Source organism: Citrobacter sp. KH_055_1, from assembly GCF_057838705.1.
The window spans coordinates 65,825-83,988 of sequence record NZ_CM174473.1 but is presented as its reverse complement, the minus strand read 5'-3'; the positions used below and the strand labels follow the sequence as shown (position 1 = coordinate 83,988).

Sequence of the window (18,164 nt, the reverse complement as noted above, 5' to 3'; positions counted from 1 at the left end):
CATAAGATACTCATGGCTCAAGGCACGCTTTATATTGTTTCTGCCCCCAGTGGCGCGGGTAAATCCAGCCTGATTCAGGCTTTATTAAAGACCCAACCGTTGTATGACACCCAGGTTTCTGTTTCGCACACCACGCGCGCACCGCGCCCGGGGGAAGTGCATGGTGAACACTATTTCTTTGTGAACCATGATGAATTCAGGACCATGATTGGCAGAGATGCGTTTCTGGAACACGCAGAGGTATTCGGCAATTACTACGGCACCTCGCGTGAGGCAATTGAGCAAGTACTGGCATCGGGCGTAGATGTCTTTTTAGATATCGACTGGCAAGGTGCGCAGCAAATTCGTGAAAAAATGCCGCATGCACGCAGTATTTTTATTTTGCCGCCTTCTAAGATTGAACTGGACCGTCGCCTGCGTGGGCGTGGTCAGGATAGCGAAGAAGTGATCGCAAAACGTATGGCACAAGCTGTTGCAGAAATGAGCCATTACGCCGAATATGATTATCTGATTGTGAATGATGATTTTGATACTGCCCTGGGCGATTTGAAAACGATCATTCGCGCCGAACGTCTGCGCATGAGCCGCCAAAAGCAGCGCCATGACGCTTTAATCAGCAAACTGTTGGCAGACTGAACCCACATTCAGTATCATGCCCAGTCATTTCTTCACCTGTGGAGCATTTTAAGTATGGCACGCGTAACTGTTCAGGACGCTGTAGAGAAAATTGGTAACCGTTTTGACCTGGTACTGGTCGCCGCGCGTCGCGCTCGTCAGATGCAGACAGGCGGAAAGGATCCGCTTGTACCAGAAGAAAACGATAAAACTACCGTAATCGCGCTGCGCGAAATCGAAGAAGGTCTGATCAACAACCAGATCCTCGACGTGCGTGAGCGCCAGGAACAGCAAGAGCAGGAAGCCGCTGAATTACAAGCCGTTACCGCTATTGCTGAAGGTCGTCGTTAATCACAAAGCGGGTCGCCCTTGTATCTGTTTGAAAGCCTGAATCAACTGATTCAAAACTACCTGCCGGAAGACCAGATTAAGCGTCTTCGGCAGGCGTATCTCGTTGCACGTGACGCTCACGAGGGCCAGACACGTTCAAGCGGTGAACCCTATATCACGCACCCGGTAGCAGTAGCCTGCATTCTGGCCGAGATGAAACTCGACTATGAAACGCTAATGGCTGCGCTGCTGCATGACGTGATTGAAGATACCCCCGCTACCTACCAGGACATGGAACAGCTTTTTGGTAAAAGCGTTGCAGAACTGGTTGAAGGGGTATCGAAGCTTGATAAGCTTAAGTTCCGCGATAAGAAAGAGGCGCAGGCCGAAAACTTTCGCAAGATGATTATGGCGATGGTGCAGGATATCCGCGTCATTCTCATCAAACTTGCCGACCGTACCCACAATATGCGCACGCTGGGCTCATTACGCCCGGACAAACGTCGCCGTATTGCCCGCGAAACCCTCGAAATCTACAGTCCGCTGGCGCACCGTTTAGGTATACATCACATTAAAACCGAGCTGGAAGAGTTGGGTTTTGAAGCGCTGTACCCGAACCGCTATCGCGTGATTAAAGAAGTGGTTAAAGCCGCACGCGGCAACCGCAAAGAGATGATTCAAAAAATCCTCTCGGAAATCGAAGGGCGTTTGCAGGAGGCAGGCATTCCGTGTCGCGTAAGCGGTCGCGAGAAACACCTGTACTCGATCTACTGCAAAATGGTGCTCAAAGAGCAGCGTTTTCACTCGATCATGGACATCTACGCGTTTCGCGTTATCGTCCACGACGCCGACACCTGTTATCGCGTACTTGGTCAAATGCACAGCCTGTACAAACCCCGTCCTGGTCGCGTGAAAGACTATATCGCCATTCCGAAAGCGAACGGATATCAGTCTTTGCACACCTCGATGATCGGTCCGCACGGGGTTCCGGTTGAAGTACAAATTCGTACTGAAGACATGGACCAAATGGCGGAGATGGGGGTTGCTGCGCACTGGGCATATAAAGAGCACGGCGGTGAAAGCAGCACCACAGCGCAAATCCGCGCACAGCGCTGGATGCAAAGCCTGCTGGAACTGCAGCAGAGTGCCGGTAGCTCATTTGAATTTATTGAAAGCGTCAAATCTGATCTCTTCCCGGATGAGATTTATGTTTTCACACCGGAAGGGCGCATTGTTGAACTGCCTGCCGGTGCAACACCTGTCGATTTCGCTTATGCCGTGCATACCGACATCGGTCATGCCTGCGTCGGTGCACGCGTCGACAGACAGCCTTACCCGCTTTCGCAGTCGCTTTCCAGCGGCCAAACTGTTGAGATCATTACCGCTCCGGGCGCGCGTCCGAATGCGGCGTGGCTTAACTTTGTCGTTAGCTCGAAAGCCCGCGCCAAAATTCGCCAGCTGTTGAAAAACCTCAAGCGCGATGATTCCGTTAGCCTGGGTCGCCGTCTGCTTAACCATGCCTTAGGCGGCAGCCGTAAACTGGCTGAGATCCCGCAGGAGAGCATCCAGCGTGAGCTTGAGCGCATGAAGCTCGCCACGCTTGACGATCTGCTCGCGGAAATCGGCCTGGGGAATGCCATGAGCGTGGTGGTAGCGAAGAACCTCCAGCAGGGTGACGCATCTGCGAATGTTCCTGCGCAATCCGGCCACGGCCATCTGCCGATCAAAGGCGCTGATGGTGTGCTGATCACCTTCGCGAAATGCTGTCGTCCCATCCCAGGTGACCCGATTATCGCCCACGTCAGCCCGGGGAAAGGTCTGGTCATTCACCATGAATCCTGTCGTAACATCCGTGGTTACCAGAAAGAGCCAGAGAAGTTTATGGCGGTAGAATGGGACAAAGAAACGGAGCAGGAATTCATCACCGAAATCAAGGTGGAGATGTTTAACCACCAGGGTGCTCTGGCTAACCTGACGGCGGCAATCAACACCACGACTTCCAATATTCAAAGCCTGAATACGGAAGAAAAAGACGGTCGCGTCTACAGCGCCTTTATCCGCCTGACCGCTCGCGATCGCGTGCATCTGGCGAATATCATGCGCAAAATCCGCGTAATGCCGGACGTTATTAAAGTCACACGTAATAGAAATTAGCGCTTACACAAAATCATTCGAATTGCATCAAGGCGGCAAGCGAATGAATCCCCAGTAGCGTACAGAAGTACGTGACTGGGGTAAGTGAGTGCAGCCAACGCCGAGGCAGTTCGAAGGATGAAGTGTAATGAACTCAAACCGTTATGCGCGTATTTGTGAAATGCTCGCCAGGCGTCAGTCCGATCTGACCGTCTGCATGGAGCAGGTCCATAAACCTCATAATGTTTCTGCGATCGTTCGTACCGCAGATGCGGTCGGTGTGCACGAAGTCCACGCCGTCTGGCCGGGTAGCCGCATGCGCACCATGCTCTCTTCTGCCGCAGGCAGTAACAGCTGGGTGCAAGTCAAGACCCACCCGACTATTGGCGATGCGGTCACCCATTTAAAAAATCAGGGCATGCAGATTCTGGCGACGCATCTCTCTGATAAGGCTGTCGATTTCCGCGAAATTGATTACACGCGCCCCACCTGCATCCTGATGGGTCAGGAAAAAACCGGCATCACCCAGGAAGCGTTAGACCTTGCGGATCGGGATATCATCATTCCTATGACCGGCATGGTGCAGTCATTGAATGTCTCGGTTGCCTCCGCACTCATTCTGTATGAAGCACAGCGCCAGCGGCAAAACGCCGGCATGTACCAGCGAGATAACAGCATGCTGCCGGAAGACGAGCAGCAGCGCCTGCTTTTCGAAGGGGGTTATCCGGTGCTGGCCAACGTCGCAAAGCGCAAAGGTCTCCCTTACCCCCACGTCAATACGCAGGGCGAAATTGAAGCCGATGCCGCGTGGTGGGCCACTATGCAGTCAGCGAGATAAATCCGATGAAAGGCCGTTTACTGGATGCCATTCCACTTAATTCCCTGACGGGCGTTGGCGCAGCGCAAAGCAGTAAACTGGCTAAAATCGGCCTGCACACCGTACAGGATCTCCTGTTACACCTTCCTCTGCGTTATGAAGACCGCACGCATCTGTACCCAATTGGCGAGCTTTTGCCGGGCGTCTACGCCACCGTAGAAGGAGAAGTGCTGAACTGCACTGTCACCTTCGGTGGTCGGCGAATGATGACCTGCCAGATAAGCGACGGTTCCGGCATCCTGACGATGCGTTTTTTCAACTTCAGCGCGGCAATGAAAAATAGCCTGGCGACAGGTCGGCGAGTGCTGGCCTACGGTGAAGCCAAGCGCGGGAAATACGGGGCAGAGATGATCCACCCGGAATACCGCGTACAGGGCGATCTCAGCACCCCGGAACTACAGGAAACGCTCACGCCAGTTTACCCGACTACGGAAGGGGTTAAGCAGGCTACGCTGCGCAAACTTACCGATCAGGCGCTGGATTTGCTCGATACCTGCGCCATTGCCGAACTGCTGCCGCCCGAACTGTTACAGGGCATGATGAGCCTACCAGAAGCGCTGCGCACGCTGCATCGTCCACCGCCATCGTTACAGCTCAGCGATCTAGAAACCGGACAACATCCGGCGCAGCGGCGCCTGATCCTCGAAGAGCTCTTAGCCCATAACCTCAGTATGCTGGCATTGCGCGCCGGGGCGCAGCGTTTTCATGCCCAGTCACTGAGTGCCAACGATACGTTGAAAAACCAGCTGCTGGCCGCATTACCCTTCAAACCCACAGCCGCACAGGCGCGGGTGACCGCTGAGATCGAACGCGACATGGCGCTGGATGTCCCGATGATGCGCCTGGTACAGGGTGATGTCGGATCTGGTAAAACCCTGGTCGCCGCGCTCGCTGCCCTACGGGCTATTGCCCACGGTCAGCAGGTAGCGCTGATGGCACCAACCGAACTACTGGCCGAACAGCATGCGAATAACTTCCGTAGCTGGTTTGCCCCACTTGGCATTGAAGTCGGCTGGTTGGCCGGTAAGCAGAAAGGTAAAGCGCGTCTTGCCCAACAGGAAGCCATTGCCAGCGGGCAGGTACAGATGATTGTCGGTACACACGCCATTTTTCAGGAGCAGGTTCAGTTCAATGGTCTGGCGCTGGTGATTATCGACGAACAGCACCGCTTTGGCGTTCATCAACGTCTAGCTCTATGGGAAAAAGGTCAGCAGCAGGGTTTCCACCCGCATCAGCTGATCATGACTGCCACGCCGATCCCGCGTACTCTGGCAATGACCGCCTACGCCGATCTCGACACCTCGGTGATAGACGAACTCCCGCCGGGTCGTACGCCGGTCACCACGGTCGCCATCCCGGATACCCGTCGCAGCGATATTATTGATCGCGTGCGCAACGCCTGTACCCATGAAGGACGTCAGGCTTACTGGGTCTGCACGCTGATTGAAGAGTCTGAATTGTTAGAAGCCCAGGCGGCAGAAGCCACGTGGGAAGAGCTGAAAATTGCCCTACCGGAACTCAATATTGGTCTGGTGCACGGACGCATGAAGCCCGCCGAGAAGCAGTCGGTGATGGCTGCCTTCAAGCAGGGAGAACTGCATCTGTTGATCGCCACCACGGTGATTGAAGTCGGCGTGGACGTCCCCAACGCCAGCCTGATGATTATCGAAAACCCGGAACGTTTAGGTCTGGCCCAGCTGCATCAGCTACGCGGCCGCGTCGGTCGTGGCGCGGTGGCCTCCCACTGCGTGCTGCTCTACAAATCACCGCTGTCAAAAACCGCGCAGAAACGCCTGCAGGTCCTGCGAGACAGTAACGACGGATTTGTGATTGCGCAAAAGGATTTGGAGATTCGCGGCCCCGGAGAATTACTGGGGACACGTCAGACGGGGACGGCGGAATTCAAAGTAGCGGATTTACTACGCGATCATGCAATTATTCCGGAAGTTCAGCGCATTGCCCGTCATATTCACGAACGTTACCCACAACAGGCGGTGGCGCTGATTGAACGCTGGATGCCGGAAACCGAACGCTATTCCAACGCGTAATCGATAAATAGCGGCGGCGGTTGTCACACCGCCGCACGGCCTTTATTGCGCAAAAATTGGCAACAGCAAATACAGCTTAATCACCAGCGCGTTAACGATGTCGATAAAGAACGCCCCTACCATCGGCACGACTAAAAATGCAGTATGCGATGGACCAAAACGCTCGGTAATCGCCTGCATGTTGGCAATCGCCGTCGGCGTTGCGCCGAGACCAAAACCACAGTGCCCGGCTGCCAGCACAGCGGCATCGTAGTTCTTGCCCATCATGCGCCAGGTGACAAATATGGCGTACAGCGCCATGAAGATCGTCTGCACCACCAGAATCGCCAGCATCGGCAGCGCCAGCGAAGCCAGTTCCCACAGCTTCAGGCTCATCAACGCCATCGCCAGGAACAGCGACAGACTCACGTTGCCCAGCACGGAAACCGCGCGTTCAAACACCCGATAAAAGCCCATTAACGCCAGGCCATTGCTGAGGATCACCCCAACAAACAGCACGCAGACGAAGGTCGGCAATTCCAGCACGGTACCCACCAGCAATTGCGCAACGATTTTGCCCACCGTCAGACAGATAGCGATCAGCGCGATGGTTTCAATCAGCACCAGAGAGGTGATGATGCGCCCGACATCCGGTTTTTCAAACGCAGTCGGCACGGCCTGATCGTCCGGCATACCGTCAGGCGTAGTGGAGTGCTTCACCAGATAGCGCGCGACCGGGCCGCCAATCAGTCCACCCAGCACCAGGCCAAATGTTGCGCACGCCATCGCCACTTCGGTGGCATTGGTAAAACCGTAGCGCTCAATAAACAGCTTACTCCACGCCGCGCCCGTACCGTGTCCACCGGAAAGCGTAATCGAACCGGCAATCAGCCCCATCAACGGGTCAAGACCCAGCAGGCTCGCCATCCCGATCCCAATGGCGTTCTGCATCAACAGCAACCCCACCACCACAATCAGAAAAATGCCCACCACGCGGCCACCGGCGCGCAGGCTGGCGATGTTGGCGTTCAGGCCGATAGTGGCAAAGAACGCCAGCATCAACGGGTCACGCAGCGTCATATCGAAATTAACTTCCCAGCCCATGCTCTTTTTCAGTACCAGCAGTGCGATCGCCACCAGTAAACCACCCGCAACGGGCTCAGGTATCGTGTATTTCTTCAGGAAGGGAACAGACTGGACGAGCTTACGTCCCAGCAGCAACACCAGCGTTGCCGCAACCAATGTAGATAACGTATCGAGGTAAAACATAGACAGCTCCATTAGTGCGTTTAGCACAATCACGCACGATGTATTCCAGATCGATTTTTAGGTCTTTTTAGGTTTTCGGGGTGGATTTTAAGCAGAAAATGACAAAAAGTTATATAAAAAGGTGAGTTCATCGGTTTTAAATATTAAGAATACCTGCTAGCAAACGTTTGCTTTTCTGTTCTGGTCAGATAAAATCACCGCTTTTCCACCATGGGATTGCCTCTGATGTCCGTTAACGCCGTAGAGCCAACAAATGCGCAACCGGTTGCGCAGGCTCACAACAGTGAACTGATTTACCGTCTTGAAGATCGCCCCCCGTTAGCCCAGACCCTGTTTGCCGCCTGCCAGCACCTGCTGGCGATGTTCGTCGCGGTGATCACGCCAGCCCTGCTTATCTGTCAGGCGCTCGGTTTACCGGCTCAGGATACTCAACACATTATCAGTATGTCGCTGTTCGCTTCCGGCGTAGCCTCCATCATTCAGATTAAAGCCTGGGGGCCGGTCGGCTCAGGGCTGTTATCCATTCAGGGCACCAGCTTTAACTTTGTAGCACCGCTGATTATGGGCGGCACGGCGCTGAAAACCGGCGGTGCAGATGTCCCGACCATGATGGCGGCACTGTTCGGTACGCTGATGCTGGCGAGCTGCACGGAAATGGTTATCTCGCGCGTACTGCATCTGGCGCGCCGTATTATTACCCCGCTGGTCTCAGGTGTGGTGGTGATGATTATCGGCCTGTCGCTGATTCAGGTAGGCCTGACGTCAATCGGTGGCGGCTATGCCGCAATGAGCGACAACACCTTCGGCGCACCGAAGAATCTGATGCTGGCCGGCGTTGTACTGGCGCTCATTATTCTTCTTAACCGCCAGCGCAACCCGTACCTGCGTGTGGCATCACTGGTGATTGCCATGGCCGCAGGCTATCTGCTGGCCTGGTTTATGGACATGTTGCCGCAAAACACCGCCCCGGTGAGCCAGGACTTCATCATGGTACCAACGCCGCTATATTATGGCCTGGGCATCGACTGGAGCTTACTGCTGCCACTGATGCTGGTCTTTATGATCACCTCACTGGAAACTATCGGCGATATTACGGCCACCTCCGATGTCTCCGAACAACCGGTCTCCGGCCCGCTGTACATGAAGCGTCTGAAAGGCGGCGTTCTGGCAAATGGCCTGAACTCGTTTGTTTCCGCCGTGTTCAATACCTTTCCGAACTCCTGCTTCGGGCAGAACAACGGGGTGATTCAGTTGACTGGCGTAGCCAGCCGCTATGTTGGCTTTGTAGTCGCGCTGATGCTGATCGCGCTGGGTCTGTTCCCGGCGGTCAGTGGGTTTGTACAGCACATCCCTGAGCCGGTTCTCGGCGGCGCTACGCTGGTGATGTTCGGTACCATCGCCGCCTCCGGGGTGCGCATTGTTTCTCGCGAGCCGCTGAATCGCCGCGCTATTCTGATTATTGCACTGTCGCTGGCCGTTGGCCTGGGCGTCTCCCAGCAGCCGCTGATCCTGCAGTTTGCCCCGGACTGGGTGAAAAACCTGCTCTCCTCAGGGATTGCCGCAGGCGGTATTACCGCTATCGTTCTGAACCTCGTTTTCCCGCCAGAGAAACAGTAAGCGACATGCGGCGTTGATTCAGAATCAACGCCGCTGTTACGCTCTTTCACCATTCCCGCCTTGAGGATTGCGCGTAAATCGTGCATAACTTGACTACGTGTACTTTGCGGGATGGAAGACCATGAAATTTATTGGAAAGCTGCTTCTTTACGTGCTGATCGCCCTTGCAGTGGCGATCCTCGGTCTCTATTTTCTACTGCAAACCCGCTGGGGCGCCGAGCATGTCAGCGCTTGGGTGTCAGAGAACAGCAGCTACCACCTGACGTTTGATGCCATCGATCATCGGTTTTCTTCGCCCTCCCACATTCTGCTGGAGAACGTCACCTTTGGTCGGGATGGCCAGCCTGCCACCCTGGTAGCAAAAAACGTTGATATTGGGCTGAGCAGTCGCCAAATCACCGACCCGCTGCACGTCGACACCATCCTGTTGCAAAACGGTACGCTGAATCTTTCTCCACAAACTGCACCGCTGCCGTTCCAGGCCGATCGCCTGCAGCTACAGGATATGGCACTCAACAGCCCCGGAAGCGAGTGGAACCTCAGTGCGCAGCGCGTGAACGGCGGCGTGATCCCCTGGAGCCCTGAAGCCGGAAAAATACTCGGCAGTAAAGCGCAGATCCAGCTCAGCGCCAGCTCGTTAACGCTGAACGATGTTCCTACGACTAACGTGCTGATTGAAGGCAGTATCGATAACGATCGCGTCACGTTAAGCAATATTGGCGCCGATGTGGCGCGCGGCGCATTGACCGGCGTGGCGCAGCGAAACCCCGACGGCAGTTGGGTGGTGGAAAATCTACGGCTAAACGACATTCGGTTGCAAAGCGATAAATCGCTGACCGACTTTTTTGCGCCGCTCACCACCATTCCCTCGCTGCAAATTGGTCGTCTTGAGGTGACAGATGCCCGTCTACAAGGCCCTGACTGGGCGGTAACGGATCTCGATCTCAGCTTGCGCAACATGACCTTCAGTAAGGACGACTGGCAAACCCAGGAAGGTAAGTTGTCGATGAACGCCAGCGAGTTTATCTACGGCTCGCTGCACTTCTTCGATCCTATTCTCAACGCTGAGTTCTCGCCGCAGGGCATTGCGCTGCGCCAGTTCACCACCCGCTGGGAAGGCGGTATGGTCAGAACCTCCGGCAACTGGTTGCGCAATAGCAAAGCGCTTGTTCTCGACGATGCCGCAGTTGCCGGGCTGGAATACACGCTACCGGAAAACTGGAAACCGCTGTGGGTGAAGCCCTTGCCCACCTGGCTCGACAGCCTGACGCTGAAGAAATTCAGCGCCAGCCGCAATCTGGTGATCGATATCGACCCAGCCTTCCCGTGGCAGCTCACCGCGCTGGACGGTTACGGCGCCAACCTCGGACTGGTGCAAAATCACCAGTGGGGGATCTGGAGCGGCAGCACCACGCTCAACGCCGCGGCCGCCACGTTTAACCGCACCGACGTACGCCGCCCTTCGCTGACGCTTACGGCCAACAGCAGCACGATCAATATCAGCGAACTGAGCGCGTATACCGAGAAAGGGTTGCTGGAGGCTACCGCCAGCATCTCACAACTTCCGCAGCGCCAGACGCAGGTCAGCCTGAACGGTCGCGGTGTGCCAATGACTATCCTACAACAGTGGGGATGGCCTGCGCTGCCGATTTCCGGCGACGGTAACATCCAACTGACTGCCAGCGGCACTCTGCAGGCAGATACGCCGCTGAAGCCCACGGTGAACGGTCAACTGCATGCGGTGAATGCCGACAAGCAGCAAGTGACACAGACGATGAGTGCAGGTGAGATTTCGGGCGGCGAAGTGATGTCGACCGAGCCTGCGCAGTAAGGTATCGCCGGTAGAGCAAATACTACCGAGCCAAGAAGTTGCGCACACCGTGGTGCCGGATAAGAGAACCGGCACCACGTTCACATGCACTTACAGAGTAATGGTCAACACATTGCCTTCTGCTGCAATCACCACACCCCACTCGCTCCCTGTAGATGAACCGCCCTTCACGCCGCCAATCTGCGGGATGTTACGCAGACACAGCATCCAGTTGCGCGCCTCGCCCTCCCCCGTCACGGTGATGGTGTTATCCACACGTTTCGCCCTCAGCGTGAAGATAACCGAGCCGTCAGCGGCCGGCACGTCACAGACGGCTTCACGACCCTCCTCCAGATGGAACAGCTGGAACGCAGTGCCTTCATGCCAGGCGTAATCCGGCTTCTGGTTATTGCTGCCCAGCGCCAGCAGGGTGTTGTCACGCACGTAGACCGGCAGGCTCAGGAAGTCATGCTGCTGTTTATGCCAGCGACTGCCCACAATCTCGTCGTTACGCCACAGGTGCGTCCAGCGACCTTCCGGTAGGTAGAACTGCACATCTCCCGCTTCAGAGAACACCGGGGCCACCATCACGCTGTCGCCCAGCATGTACTGACGGTCAAGGTAATCACACGCCGGATCGTCCGGGAATTCGAGCATCATCGCACGCATCATCGGCGTGCCATACTCGCTGGCGCGCACAGCTTCGCGATACAGATACGGCATCATGCGGCATTTCTGCTCGGTGAAGTAACGCACCACATCGCAGGATTCGTCGTCGTACGCCCATGGTACGCGGTAGGATTTGCTGCCGTGCAGACGACTGTGGCTGGAGAGCAGCCCAAACGCACACCAGCGTTTGTAGACGTGCGCCGGGGCGGTATTCTCGAAGCCGCCGATGTCGTGACTCCAGAAGCCAAAGCCGGACAAGCCGATGGATAAGCCACCGCGCAAGCTTTCCGCCATTGATTCGTAGTTGGCATAGCAGTCGCCGCCCCAGTGCACCGGAAACTGCTGCGCGCCCACGGAAGCAGAACGGGCGAACAGCACCGCCTCTTCGTCCCCCACGGTCTCTTTCAGCACGTTCCACACCAGTTCGTTGTAGATGAACGCATAATGGTTGTGCATTTTCTGCGGGTCAGCGCCGTCAAACCACTGCACATCCGTCGGGATACGCTCGCCAAAATCGGTCTTGAAGCAGTCCACGCCGATATCTACCAGGCCTTTCAGCTTGTTGGCATACCACTCGCAGGCCTCTGGATTGGTAAAGTCATAAATCGCCAGCCCCGGCTGCCATTTATCCCACTGCCACACTGAACCGTCCGGCCGCTTAAGCAGATAGCCTTTTTCTTTCAGTTCGTTGAACAGCGGCGATTTCTGCCCGATGTACGGGTTAATCCACACGCAGACCTTCAGACCTTTCTCCTTCAGGCGACGGAGCATGCCTTCCGGGTCCGGGAACGTCACCGGGTCCCACTCAAAATCACACCACTGGAAGGCCTTCATCCAGAAGCAGTCAAAATGGAAAACGTGCAGCGGCAGATTGCGCTCGGCCATGCCGTCGATAAAGCTGTTCACCGTCGCTTCATCGTAGTTGGTGGTGAACGAGGTGGTGAGCCACAGACCGAACGACCACGCTGGCGGCAGTGCCGGGCGACCGGTAAACTGGGTATAGCGATCCAGCACCGCTTTCGGGGTCGGGCCGTCGATCACGAAGTATTCCAGATACTCGCTTTCCACGCTGAACTGTACCTTTGACACCTTCTCGGAGCCAATTTCAAACGACACACACTGCGGATGGTTCACCAGTACGCCGTAACCACGATTGGTGACATAGAACGGGATGTTCTTGTAAGACTGCTCGGTACTGGTACCGCCATCGCAGTTCCAGGTCTCGACCGTCTGACCATTACGCACCAACGACGTAAAGCGTTCGCCAAGCCCGTACACCGTTTCGCCGACGCCCAGATCCAGGCGCTCGAACATATAGTTGCGATCGCTATTAGCATCCTGCACGTAGCCATTATTTTTCAACTGGCTGCCGGTAATGCGCTCCCCGTTGCGTAAAAAATCGAGGGCCCAGAATTCGCCTTTGGTGACGCGCACACTTAAATTACCGCTCTTCAGTTCGGCAAAGTCGGCGTTATTGCACATCTCAACCTTCACGTCCTGCAGCACGTTCAGCGGATAATGCGGGCCGTTATCCAGCGCCCCCTGAAAGTGCTCCATACGCACGCCCACCACGCCTTCCTGCGGCGAGAAGAAGCGCAGCGTAAACATCGGGGTGTCCAACTGCCAGGTTCGCTCACGCACGTCGCGCGGCGCAACGTAGACCACCATCTCATTACCCTGTTGTTCAACATCGAACACCTGAACGGGGTTTATTACATTCAGACCTGGCTGGGTCATCCAGTTTCCGTCACTAATTTTCATCGTCTGTTCCTTTAGTTCTGAAATGCTTTCGCCGTAACGTCCTGTTGATTGCGTCGGTCAGATACGGGGCATAAGGCGTACACAGGCATACTGGTACCGGTTACAGTTTTTGTAAATCATCACGCGGGACATGGGTATTCCGATATCTCGTTATCAAATTACGATTCTTGTTTTCTGTGATCGGGGTAGCGTCAAAAAATAAACATCACTGTAACTTATGGATTTTGTGGGGATTTATATGAAACCGATCATGTTATAGCGAAACGGAAGTTAAAAAAGTGAGTCAGGGGGTGTGGAAACCCGAGGAAGTAGCTATAATGCGCCCCGCCTCCATGTAGCAATCGAGGCGCGGAAGATCGTCATCTCCGGTGAGGTGGCTGGACTTCAAATCCAGTTGGGGCCGCCAGCGGTCCCGGGCAGGTTCGACTCCTGTGATCTTCCGCCATTTAGCTTCTCCTGAATTCCCCCACAGTCAATAAATCCCTTATACTACCTGCCATTGCGATCAGTTATGTTCTCCTGAGGTCAACTCATGTCTACCAGAATCAAGTACATTCTGGGGGCATTATGGGGGGCATAAAAGATGCCCCCATTTTAAGGTGCCCCCAATGAAGTTAACAGCCCGCCAAGTTGATACTGCTAAACCGAAAGAAAAGCCTTACAAGTTATCTGATGGAGCTGGCCTCTACCTTGAAGTAGCGACCAGCGGCTCACGTTACTGGCGTTTAAAGTACCGTTACGCTGGTAAAGAAAAACGCCTGGCCTTTGGTGTATATCCAGAAGTTTCCTTGGCTGAAGCGCGTGATAAACGTGAAGCTGCAAAAAAGGTACTGGCAGCAGGTAACGATCCTGGTGAAGTAAAGAAAGCGGAGAAAATCGCTCAGAAGCTAGGTTTTGAAAACACTTTTGAAGCAATTGCGAGAGAATGGCATCAGGTGAGAGCTGACCGGTGGTCGTTGCGCTATCGTGACGAAATCATTGATACCTTCGAGAAAGATGTTTTTCCCTACATTGGTAAGCGTCCCATTGCAGAGATAAAACCGATGGAGTTACTTGAAACTCTGCGCCGAATGGAAAAACGTGAAGCGCTAGAAAAGATGCGCAAAGTCAGGCAACGCTGTGGTGAAGTATTTCGTCATGCGATCGTGACCGGACGCGCTGAATACAATCCTGCCCCCGATCTCGCTACTGCCCTCGCGACACCTAAGAAAACACATTTTCCCTTCCTGACGGTCGAAGAACTACCGCACTTTCTTAAAGATCTAGCTGGGTACACGGGTAGCATTATTACCAAGACGGCAACCCAAATCATCATGCTTACAGGTGTACGAACTCAGGAGTTGCGTTTCGCCCGTTGGGAAAATATCAACTTTGAAAAGCGGCTCTGGGAGATACCTGCCGAAGTGATGAAGATGAAGCGCCCACATATCGTACCTATGTCGGATCAGGTAATGGCACTCTTTGAGTCACTGAAACCTATTACTGGGTTATATCCGCTTGTATTCATTGGACGTAATGATCGTACTAAGCCGATCTCAAAGGAAAGCATTAATCAGGTGATTGAGTTATTAGGATACAAAGGAAGGCTGACAGGGCACGGCTTTCGCCATACGATGAGCACCATTTTGCATGAAGAAGGCTTTAACTCGGCGTGGATTGAAACTCAGCTTGCTCATGTGGATAAAAATGCGATTCGTGGGGCTTACAACCATGCGCAATATCTGGATGGAAGGAAAGAGATGATGCAGTGGTATGCTTCGTTCATAACAAGCTTGAGTGTCGCAAGTGTCAGAAACATAGCAAGTTGAGGCATCGAATTGGCTTGAAAATGTCTTTTACTAGATTGATTTTTAAGCCACAATGCAATAAAGGTCACATTTTTACGAAATCTAAGTATGAACGAGCAGCCAACAAAAGCTGGTATCATACACAAGAGTAGAGAGGATATGGCATGGGCAGGCTTAACGAGGTAGAGAATGTCGATAAAAGATAAAGCTCAACACGGAGATATACACCTTAAGCCAAAACTTTGCCATCATAGTAAATGGATTACTTTTCTATCTATTGCTTTCTGTACCTTAGTAACTAGTTTTTTTTGGCTTTTTATTTTCTATTTAGTTCTACGCCCAAATTTTTATTCTTACATTGGGTTCGCTGATAATTTTGTGCTTAAGAAGCCCGATATCATTTCTGATCCAAAAATTTTACAGAACATCGGTAAGATGGTCACTGATGGAACCCTTTTAAGTCTTGACGATTTTTGGTCTTTCCAAAGTAATTTATACCAAACAATTATTACTGTACTCATTGCACTCAATGGGATAGTAGCAGCATTTTCGTTTCTTATTATCAAAAACTCTTCCACAGCAAAAGCAAAAGAAGAAGCGAGAGATATTGCCGTTGTCGAAGTAAATCAATATGTCGAAAGCTCAAAATTTGAAAAAGAAATAAAGAAAATTTTATATGAAAAGATTGAACCTGTACAATTTGATTTGCTAGCTCAAATTAGTTCAATTGACGAGATTAAACTCAGCCAACAAGAACATAATCAGTCATTTGAGAAACTTGAGCAAGAACTGGATGGTTTAAAAAGGAATCTTAAATTAATTGCTGAAAGCATTTCTTTAAAAGATACCTCAGATGAAGATGGCAGCAACTTTATCTTAGGAAGGAGAACTTAAATGGCGTTTATGACTAAGAAATTAAAAAGCAGTGGTGTAATAAGCGGCCAAGACATTGACATGACAACAGCTTCAGAACTTATTGTTTTTGCAAAGAAAAATAATATTGAAACTAGTCCTCTAGATGTCTCAAGACTAACCAATTTGTTGGGTATTACGATGCGACTAGAGCCGATGAAAGGAGAAGAATCTGGTTCTCTCAAACAAGGGAAAAGCGGCAATTGGGTAATGACGGTAAACTCTTTACATCATCCGCATCGCCAACGCTTCACTATTGCCCATGAACTAGGCCACTTTATTCGCCATACACTCAATAGAAATAGCTTTACAGACACAGTTTTCTTCAGAAATGAAGAAACAAATAAAATGGAAGCTGAAGCAAATAGATTCGCTGCCGAGTTATTAATGCCAGAGATTGAATTCAGTAAGTTTATAGAAGAAAAATCCAATCAAGTGGCTGATATAGCAGCACATTTTCAAGTATCTTCAATGGCTGTGAGAATCCGTGCTCAACAATTAGGCTTCAGTGGACATAATTTATAAATCATGAAAAAATTCAATTACTTTCCAATTATGAAGACCCGGGACGCTGAGTTAAAAGCAGTGTCAAAACTCTCTTCAGGGATATTTGATCATATTCTACCAATTTATGAGCTAACAAAGTCACGAAAAGCCAAAATTGCTCCAGATGGAGACATTCATCGTAGAATGCTGACTATCAAAGATATTCAGGGGGAAAGACCTTTTATTTTAGATTTAACATCAAATGAGAAATATATTAACGATCAAATTCGACAACTCGTTGATGAAAAAGATGGTTATTATGAATGGAGATACTTCATCAATCTTTATAGTCATTTGAACATTATCCCAATGATACACATCTATGATGATGAAGATTTTTCAGAAGTGCAGAGTTTTGTTACCGAAATAACAAAAACAAAGAAAATGCTGGCGTTACGCCTTCCACACGATCTAGATGATTATTCTATTTTTATTAAACCTATAGCTGATAGTTTACAAGACGGCAGTAAATTTTTTGTTATCTTAGATGCAGGGCAAGTTGAAGGAACTACAGATAAAGAAGAAGAGTACTTTTCTAATGCTTGTAGTGATCTAGAAATGTTTAATGATAAAATCGAAGATGTTATCATTGCCTGTACATCATTTCCCTCTAGCCCTACTAAATATGGGCACGATGATCGAGGTGAAATACCTATTTTAGAAGAAAAAATATTCAATAAAATTAGCGAAAATTATCAAGTAAAATATGGTGATTATGCTTCAATTAATATTGAACAAATTGAAATGAAAGGAGGCACTTTTGTACCAAGAATAGATATTTCTTTACAGGAGAAATTTATCTATAAAAGGTATAGAAGAGACGCCGGAAGTTATCCGTTGTGTGCTGCAATGATGGTAAAAGATGAACGTTATAAATCAATTGGGATATGGGCTGATCATGAAATTAGTCTTGCAGCTAAAAACACGCCTTCAGGTATAAGTCCATCTTTTTGGATTGCAGTGAGAATGAATTATTTCATGTCAAGCCGTGTTCTACTAAGAAAATCTTAATATCCTACCAGGAGGCATTCTTGTTATTGTTAGAATGTCATCTGGTGATAAAATCTCACCAATTTCATCATGGAAAATTTTGAAATTTTTCATGATATTATTCAATAAAAATTTTCTCGATAAGCTTTTTATCTCAGCGAGAGACTTTTCATTAGCTAATGAAACACATAATTCATATTTTGATAGCCCATTTTTTTGTATGACAATTTTTTTTAATTCATTCACTGGTATAGTGCTTGCTAAACATAATTTATCTTGCCGGGCAATACGCTTTGCCTTTCTAATTCTCTTAACGCTAATATCATCTACAACAATAATCCCAACATTCGAGCTGATTTTTTTCCTGACTGCATCTAAATTTTGATTCACACAGACTATGTAACAATAATCAAAATATTCTTTATAACTATCTATTTGATAAACAAGCCTTTCAACGGAATCTTTTTCACTTTTTATTTCATAAACAGTTGCAACATCAGATGAAATTGAAACGATATCAGCACGTCTTGACCCGAAACTAAATCTAACTTCAGCAGCGAGGTATGTATCAGCGGGCTCAGAGTTTAAAAGAAACTCTACAATTTTCAATTTGATATCAATTTCTTTCATTTCATCAGCTCTAACTGTCACTCATAGCTTAGTATCGCCCAGCACTGTTTATATGTACAGTAAAAATTAAAATCATTCATAATTATGGTTAATTATAAATCAGTAAAAAATGTGGCAAATGTTCATTCAGATCTTATCCTTGCAGTAAAAGATAGTTACATACTACCTATGAAGAATTAGTCAACCATCTG

General features: G+C 50.8%; 14 protein-coding genes and 1 tRNA gene. 12 read left to right on the top strand and 3 right to left on the bottom strand.

The features are described 5' to 3' along the window. Positions 1-12 precede the first annotated feature (12 nt). The 5 genes from gmk to recG all read left to right on the top strand — a co-directional run bounded on the left by gmk (position 13) and on the right by recG (position 6,003). On the top strand, positions 13-636 hold the full coding sequence (gmk, locus tag AC3ITF_RS00430; RefSeq protein ID WP_005122601.1) for a guanylate kinase: 624 nt from the start codon (positions 13-15) through the stop codon (positions 634-636). A 54-nt stretch (positions 637-690) separates the two neighbouring features. Then, positions 691-966: a DNA-directed RNA polymerase subunit omega gene (rpoZ, locus tag AC3ITF_RS00425; protein ID WP_002442542.1), complete on the top strand. Its 276-nt coding sequence runs from the start codon at positions 691-693 to the stop codon at positions 964-966. Between the two features lie 18 nt (positions 967-984). Beyond that, positions 985-3,099: a bifunctional GTP diphosphokinase/guanosine-3',5'-bis pyrophosphate 3'-pyrophosphohydrolase gene (gene spoT / locus AC3ITF_RS00420; protein ID WP_096759066.1), complete on the top strand. Its 2,115-nt coding sequence runs from the start codon at positions 985-987 to the stop codon at positions 3,097-3,099. 127 nt (positions 3,100-3,226) lie between these two features. Further along, entirely contained in the window at positions 3,227-3,916 is a 690-nt protein-coding gene (trmH, locus tag AC3ITF_RS00415) for a tRNA (guanosine(18)-2'-O)-methyltransferase TrmH (protein WP_135911212.1), read from the top strand. A gap of 5 nt (positions 3,917-3,921) precedes the next feature. Next, the gene (recG, locus tag AC3ITF_RS00410; RefSeq protein ID WP_489176057.1) at positions 3,922-6,003 is read left to right on the top strand and encodes an ATP-dependent DNA helicase RecG; all 2,082 of its coding nucleotides are present in this window, start codon (positions 3,922-3,924) and stop codon (positions 6,001-6,003) included. A 42-nt stretch (positions 6,004-6,045) separates the two neighbouring features. Here the strand turns inward: recG and gltS are convergent, their stop codons facing one another. Next, entirely contained in the window at positions 6,046-7,251 is a 1,206-nt protein-coding gene (gltS, locus tag AC3ITF_RS00405; protein ID WP_096759063.1) for a sodium/glutamate symporter, read from the bottom strand. A gap of 225 nt (positions 7,252-7,476) precedes the next feature. On the opposite strand from gltS, the gene xanP reads away from it, so the two are divergent. After that, positions 7,477-8,868, top strand: a complete 1,392-nt coding sequence (gene xanP, locus AC3ITF_RS00400) for a xanthine/proton symporter XanP (protein WP_096759062.1) — start codon at positions 7,477-7,479, stop codon at positions 8,866-8,868. A gap of 121 nt (positions 8,869-8,989) precedes the next feature. Continuing rightward, on the top strand, positions 8,990-10,699 hold the full coding sequence (locus tag AC3ITF_RS00395) for an AsmA family protein (RefSeq protein ID WP_489176056.1): 1,710 nt from the start codon (positions 8,990-8,992) through the stop codon (positions 10,697-10,699). Positions 10,700-10,789: 90 nt separating this feature from the next. Here the strand turns inward: AC3ITF_RS00395 and yicI are convergent, their stop codons facing one another. Next, the gene (gene yicI / locus AC3ITF_RS00390; RefSeq protein ID WP_489176055.1) at positions 10,790-13,108 is read right to left on the bottom strand and encodes an alpha-xylosidase; all 2,319 of its coding nucleotides are present in this window, start codon (positions 13,106-13,108) and stop codon (positions 10,790-10,792) included. Between the two features lie 350 nt (positions 13,109-13,458). Here yicI and AC3ITF_RS00385 point away from each other — a divergent pair. The 5 genes from AC3ITF_RS00385 to AC3ITF_RS00365 all read left to right on the top strand — a co-directional run bounded on the left by AC3ITF_RS00385 (position 13,459) and on the right by AC3ITF_RS00365 (position 17,364). After that, positions 13,459-13,553: transfer RNA gene (locus AC3ITF_RS00385), tRNA-Sec, on the top strand. Between the two features lie 163 nt (positions 13,554-13,716). Next, on the top strand, positions 13,717-14,916 hold the full coding sequence (locus AC3ITF_RS00380; protein WP_489176054.1) for a tyrosine-type recombinase/integrase: 1,200 nt from the start codon (positions 13,717-13,719) through the stop codon (positions 14,914-14,916). 168 nt (positions 14,917-15,084) lie between these two features. Then, the gene (locus AC3ITF_RS00375) at positions 15,085-15,789 is read left to right on the top strand and encodes a hypothetical protein (RefSeq protein ID WP_489176053.1); all 705 of its coding nucleotides are present in this window, start codon (positions 15,085-15,087) and stop codon (positions 15,787-15,789) included. Continuing rightward, positions 15,790-16,332: an ImmA/IrrE family metallo-endopeptidase gene (locus AC3ITF_RS00370; protein WP_489176052.1), complete on the top strand. Its 543-nt coding sequence runs from the start codon at positions 15,790-15,792 to the stop codon at positions 16,330-16,332. It abuts the gene before it with no gap. A 3-nt stretch (positions 16,333-16,335) separates the two neighbouring features. Next, positions 16,336-17,364 carry a beta family protein gene (locus AC3ITF_RS00365; RefSeq protein ID WP_489176051.1) on the top strand — a complete coding sequence of 343 codons (1,029 nt, stop codon included), beginning with the start codon at positions 16,336-16,338 and terminating at the stop codon, positions 17,362-17,364. On the opposite strand, the gene AC3ITF_RS00360 is transcribed toward AC3ITF_RS00365, so the two are convergent. Then, the gene (locus AC3ITF_RS00360; RefSeq protein WP_489176050.1) at positions 17,350-17,973 is read right to left on the bottom strand and encodes a sce7726 family protein; all 624 of its coding nucleotides are present in this window, start codon (positions 17,971-17,973) and stop codon (positions 17,350-17,352) included. The genes AC3ITF_RS00365 and AC3ITF_RS00360 overlap by 15 nt on opposite strands. Positions 17,974-18,164: the final 191 nt, after the last annotated feature.

Coding starts and splice junctions, on each gene's coding strand:
- gltS (WP_096759063.1), bottom strand. CDS start 7,251: ATGTTTTACCTCGATACGTTATCTACATTGGTTGCGGCAACGCTGGTG.
- AC3ITF_RS00370 (WP_489176052.1), top strand. CDS start 15,790: ATGGCGTTTATGACTAAGAAATTAAAAAGCAGTGGTGTAATAAGCGGC.
- recG (WP_489176057.1), top strand. CDS start 3,922: ATGAAAGGCCGTTTACTGGATGCCATTCCACTTAATTCCCTGACGGGC.
- yicI (WP_489176055.1), bottom strand. CDS start 13,108: ATGAAAATTAGTGACGGAAACTGGATGACCCAGCCAGGTCTGAATGTA.
- rpoZ (WP_002442542.1), top strand. CDS start 691: ATGGCACGCGTAACTGTTCAGGACGCTGTAGAGAAAATTGGTAACCGT.
- AC3ITF_RS00360 (WP_489176050.1), bottom strand. CDS start 17,973: ATGAAAGAAATTGATATCAAATTGAAAATTGTAGAGTTTCTTTTAAAC.
- trmH (WP_135911212.1), top strand. CDS start 3,227: ATGAACTCAAACCGTTATGCGCGTATTTGTGAAATGCTCGCCAGGCGT.
- gmk (WP_005122601.1), top strand. CDS start 13: ATGGCTCAAGGCACGCTTTATATTGTTTCTGCCCCCAGTGGCGCGGGT.
- AC3ITF_RS00380 (WP_489176054.1), top strand. CDS start 13,717: ATGAAGTTAACAGCCCGCCAAGTTGATACTGCTAAACCGAAAGAAAAG.
- AC3ITF_RS00375 (WP_489176053.1), top strand. CDS start 15,085: ATGTCGATAAAAGATAAAGCTCAACACGGAGATATACACCTTAAGCCA.
- xanP (WP_096759062.1), top strand. CDS start 7,477: ATGTCCGTTAACGCCGTAGAGCCAACAAATGCGCAACCGGTTGCGCAG.
- AC3ITF_RS00365 (WP_489176051.1), top strand. CDS start 16,336: ATGAAAAAATTCAATTACTTTCCAATTATGAAGACCCGGGACGCTGAG.
- AC3ITF_RS00395 (WP_489176056.1), top strand. CDS start 8,990: ATGAAATTTATTGGAAAGCTGCTTCTTTACGTGCTGATCGCCCTTGCA.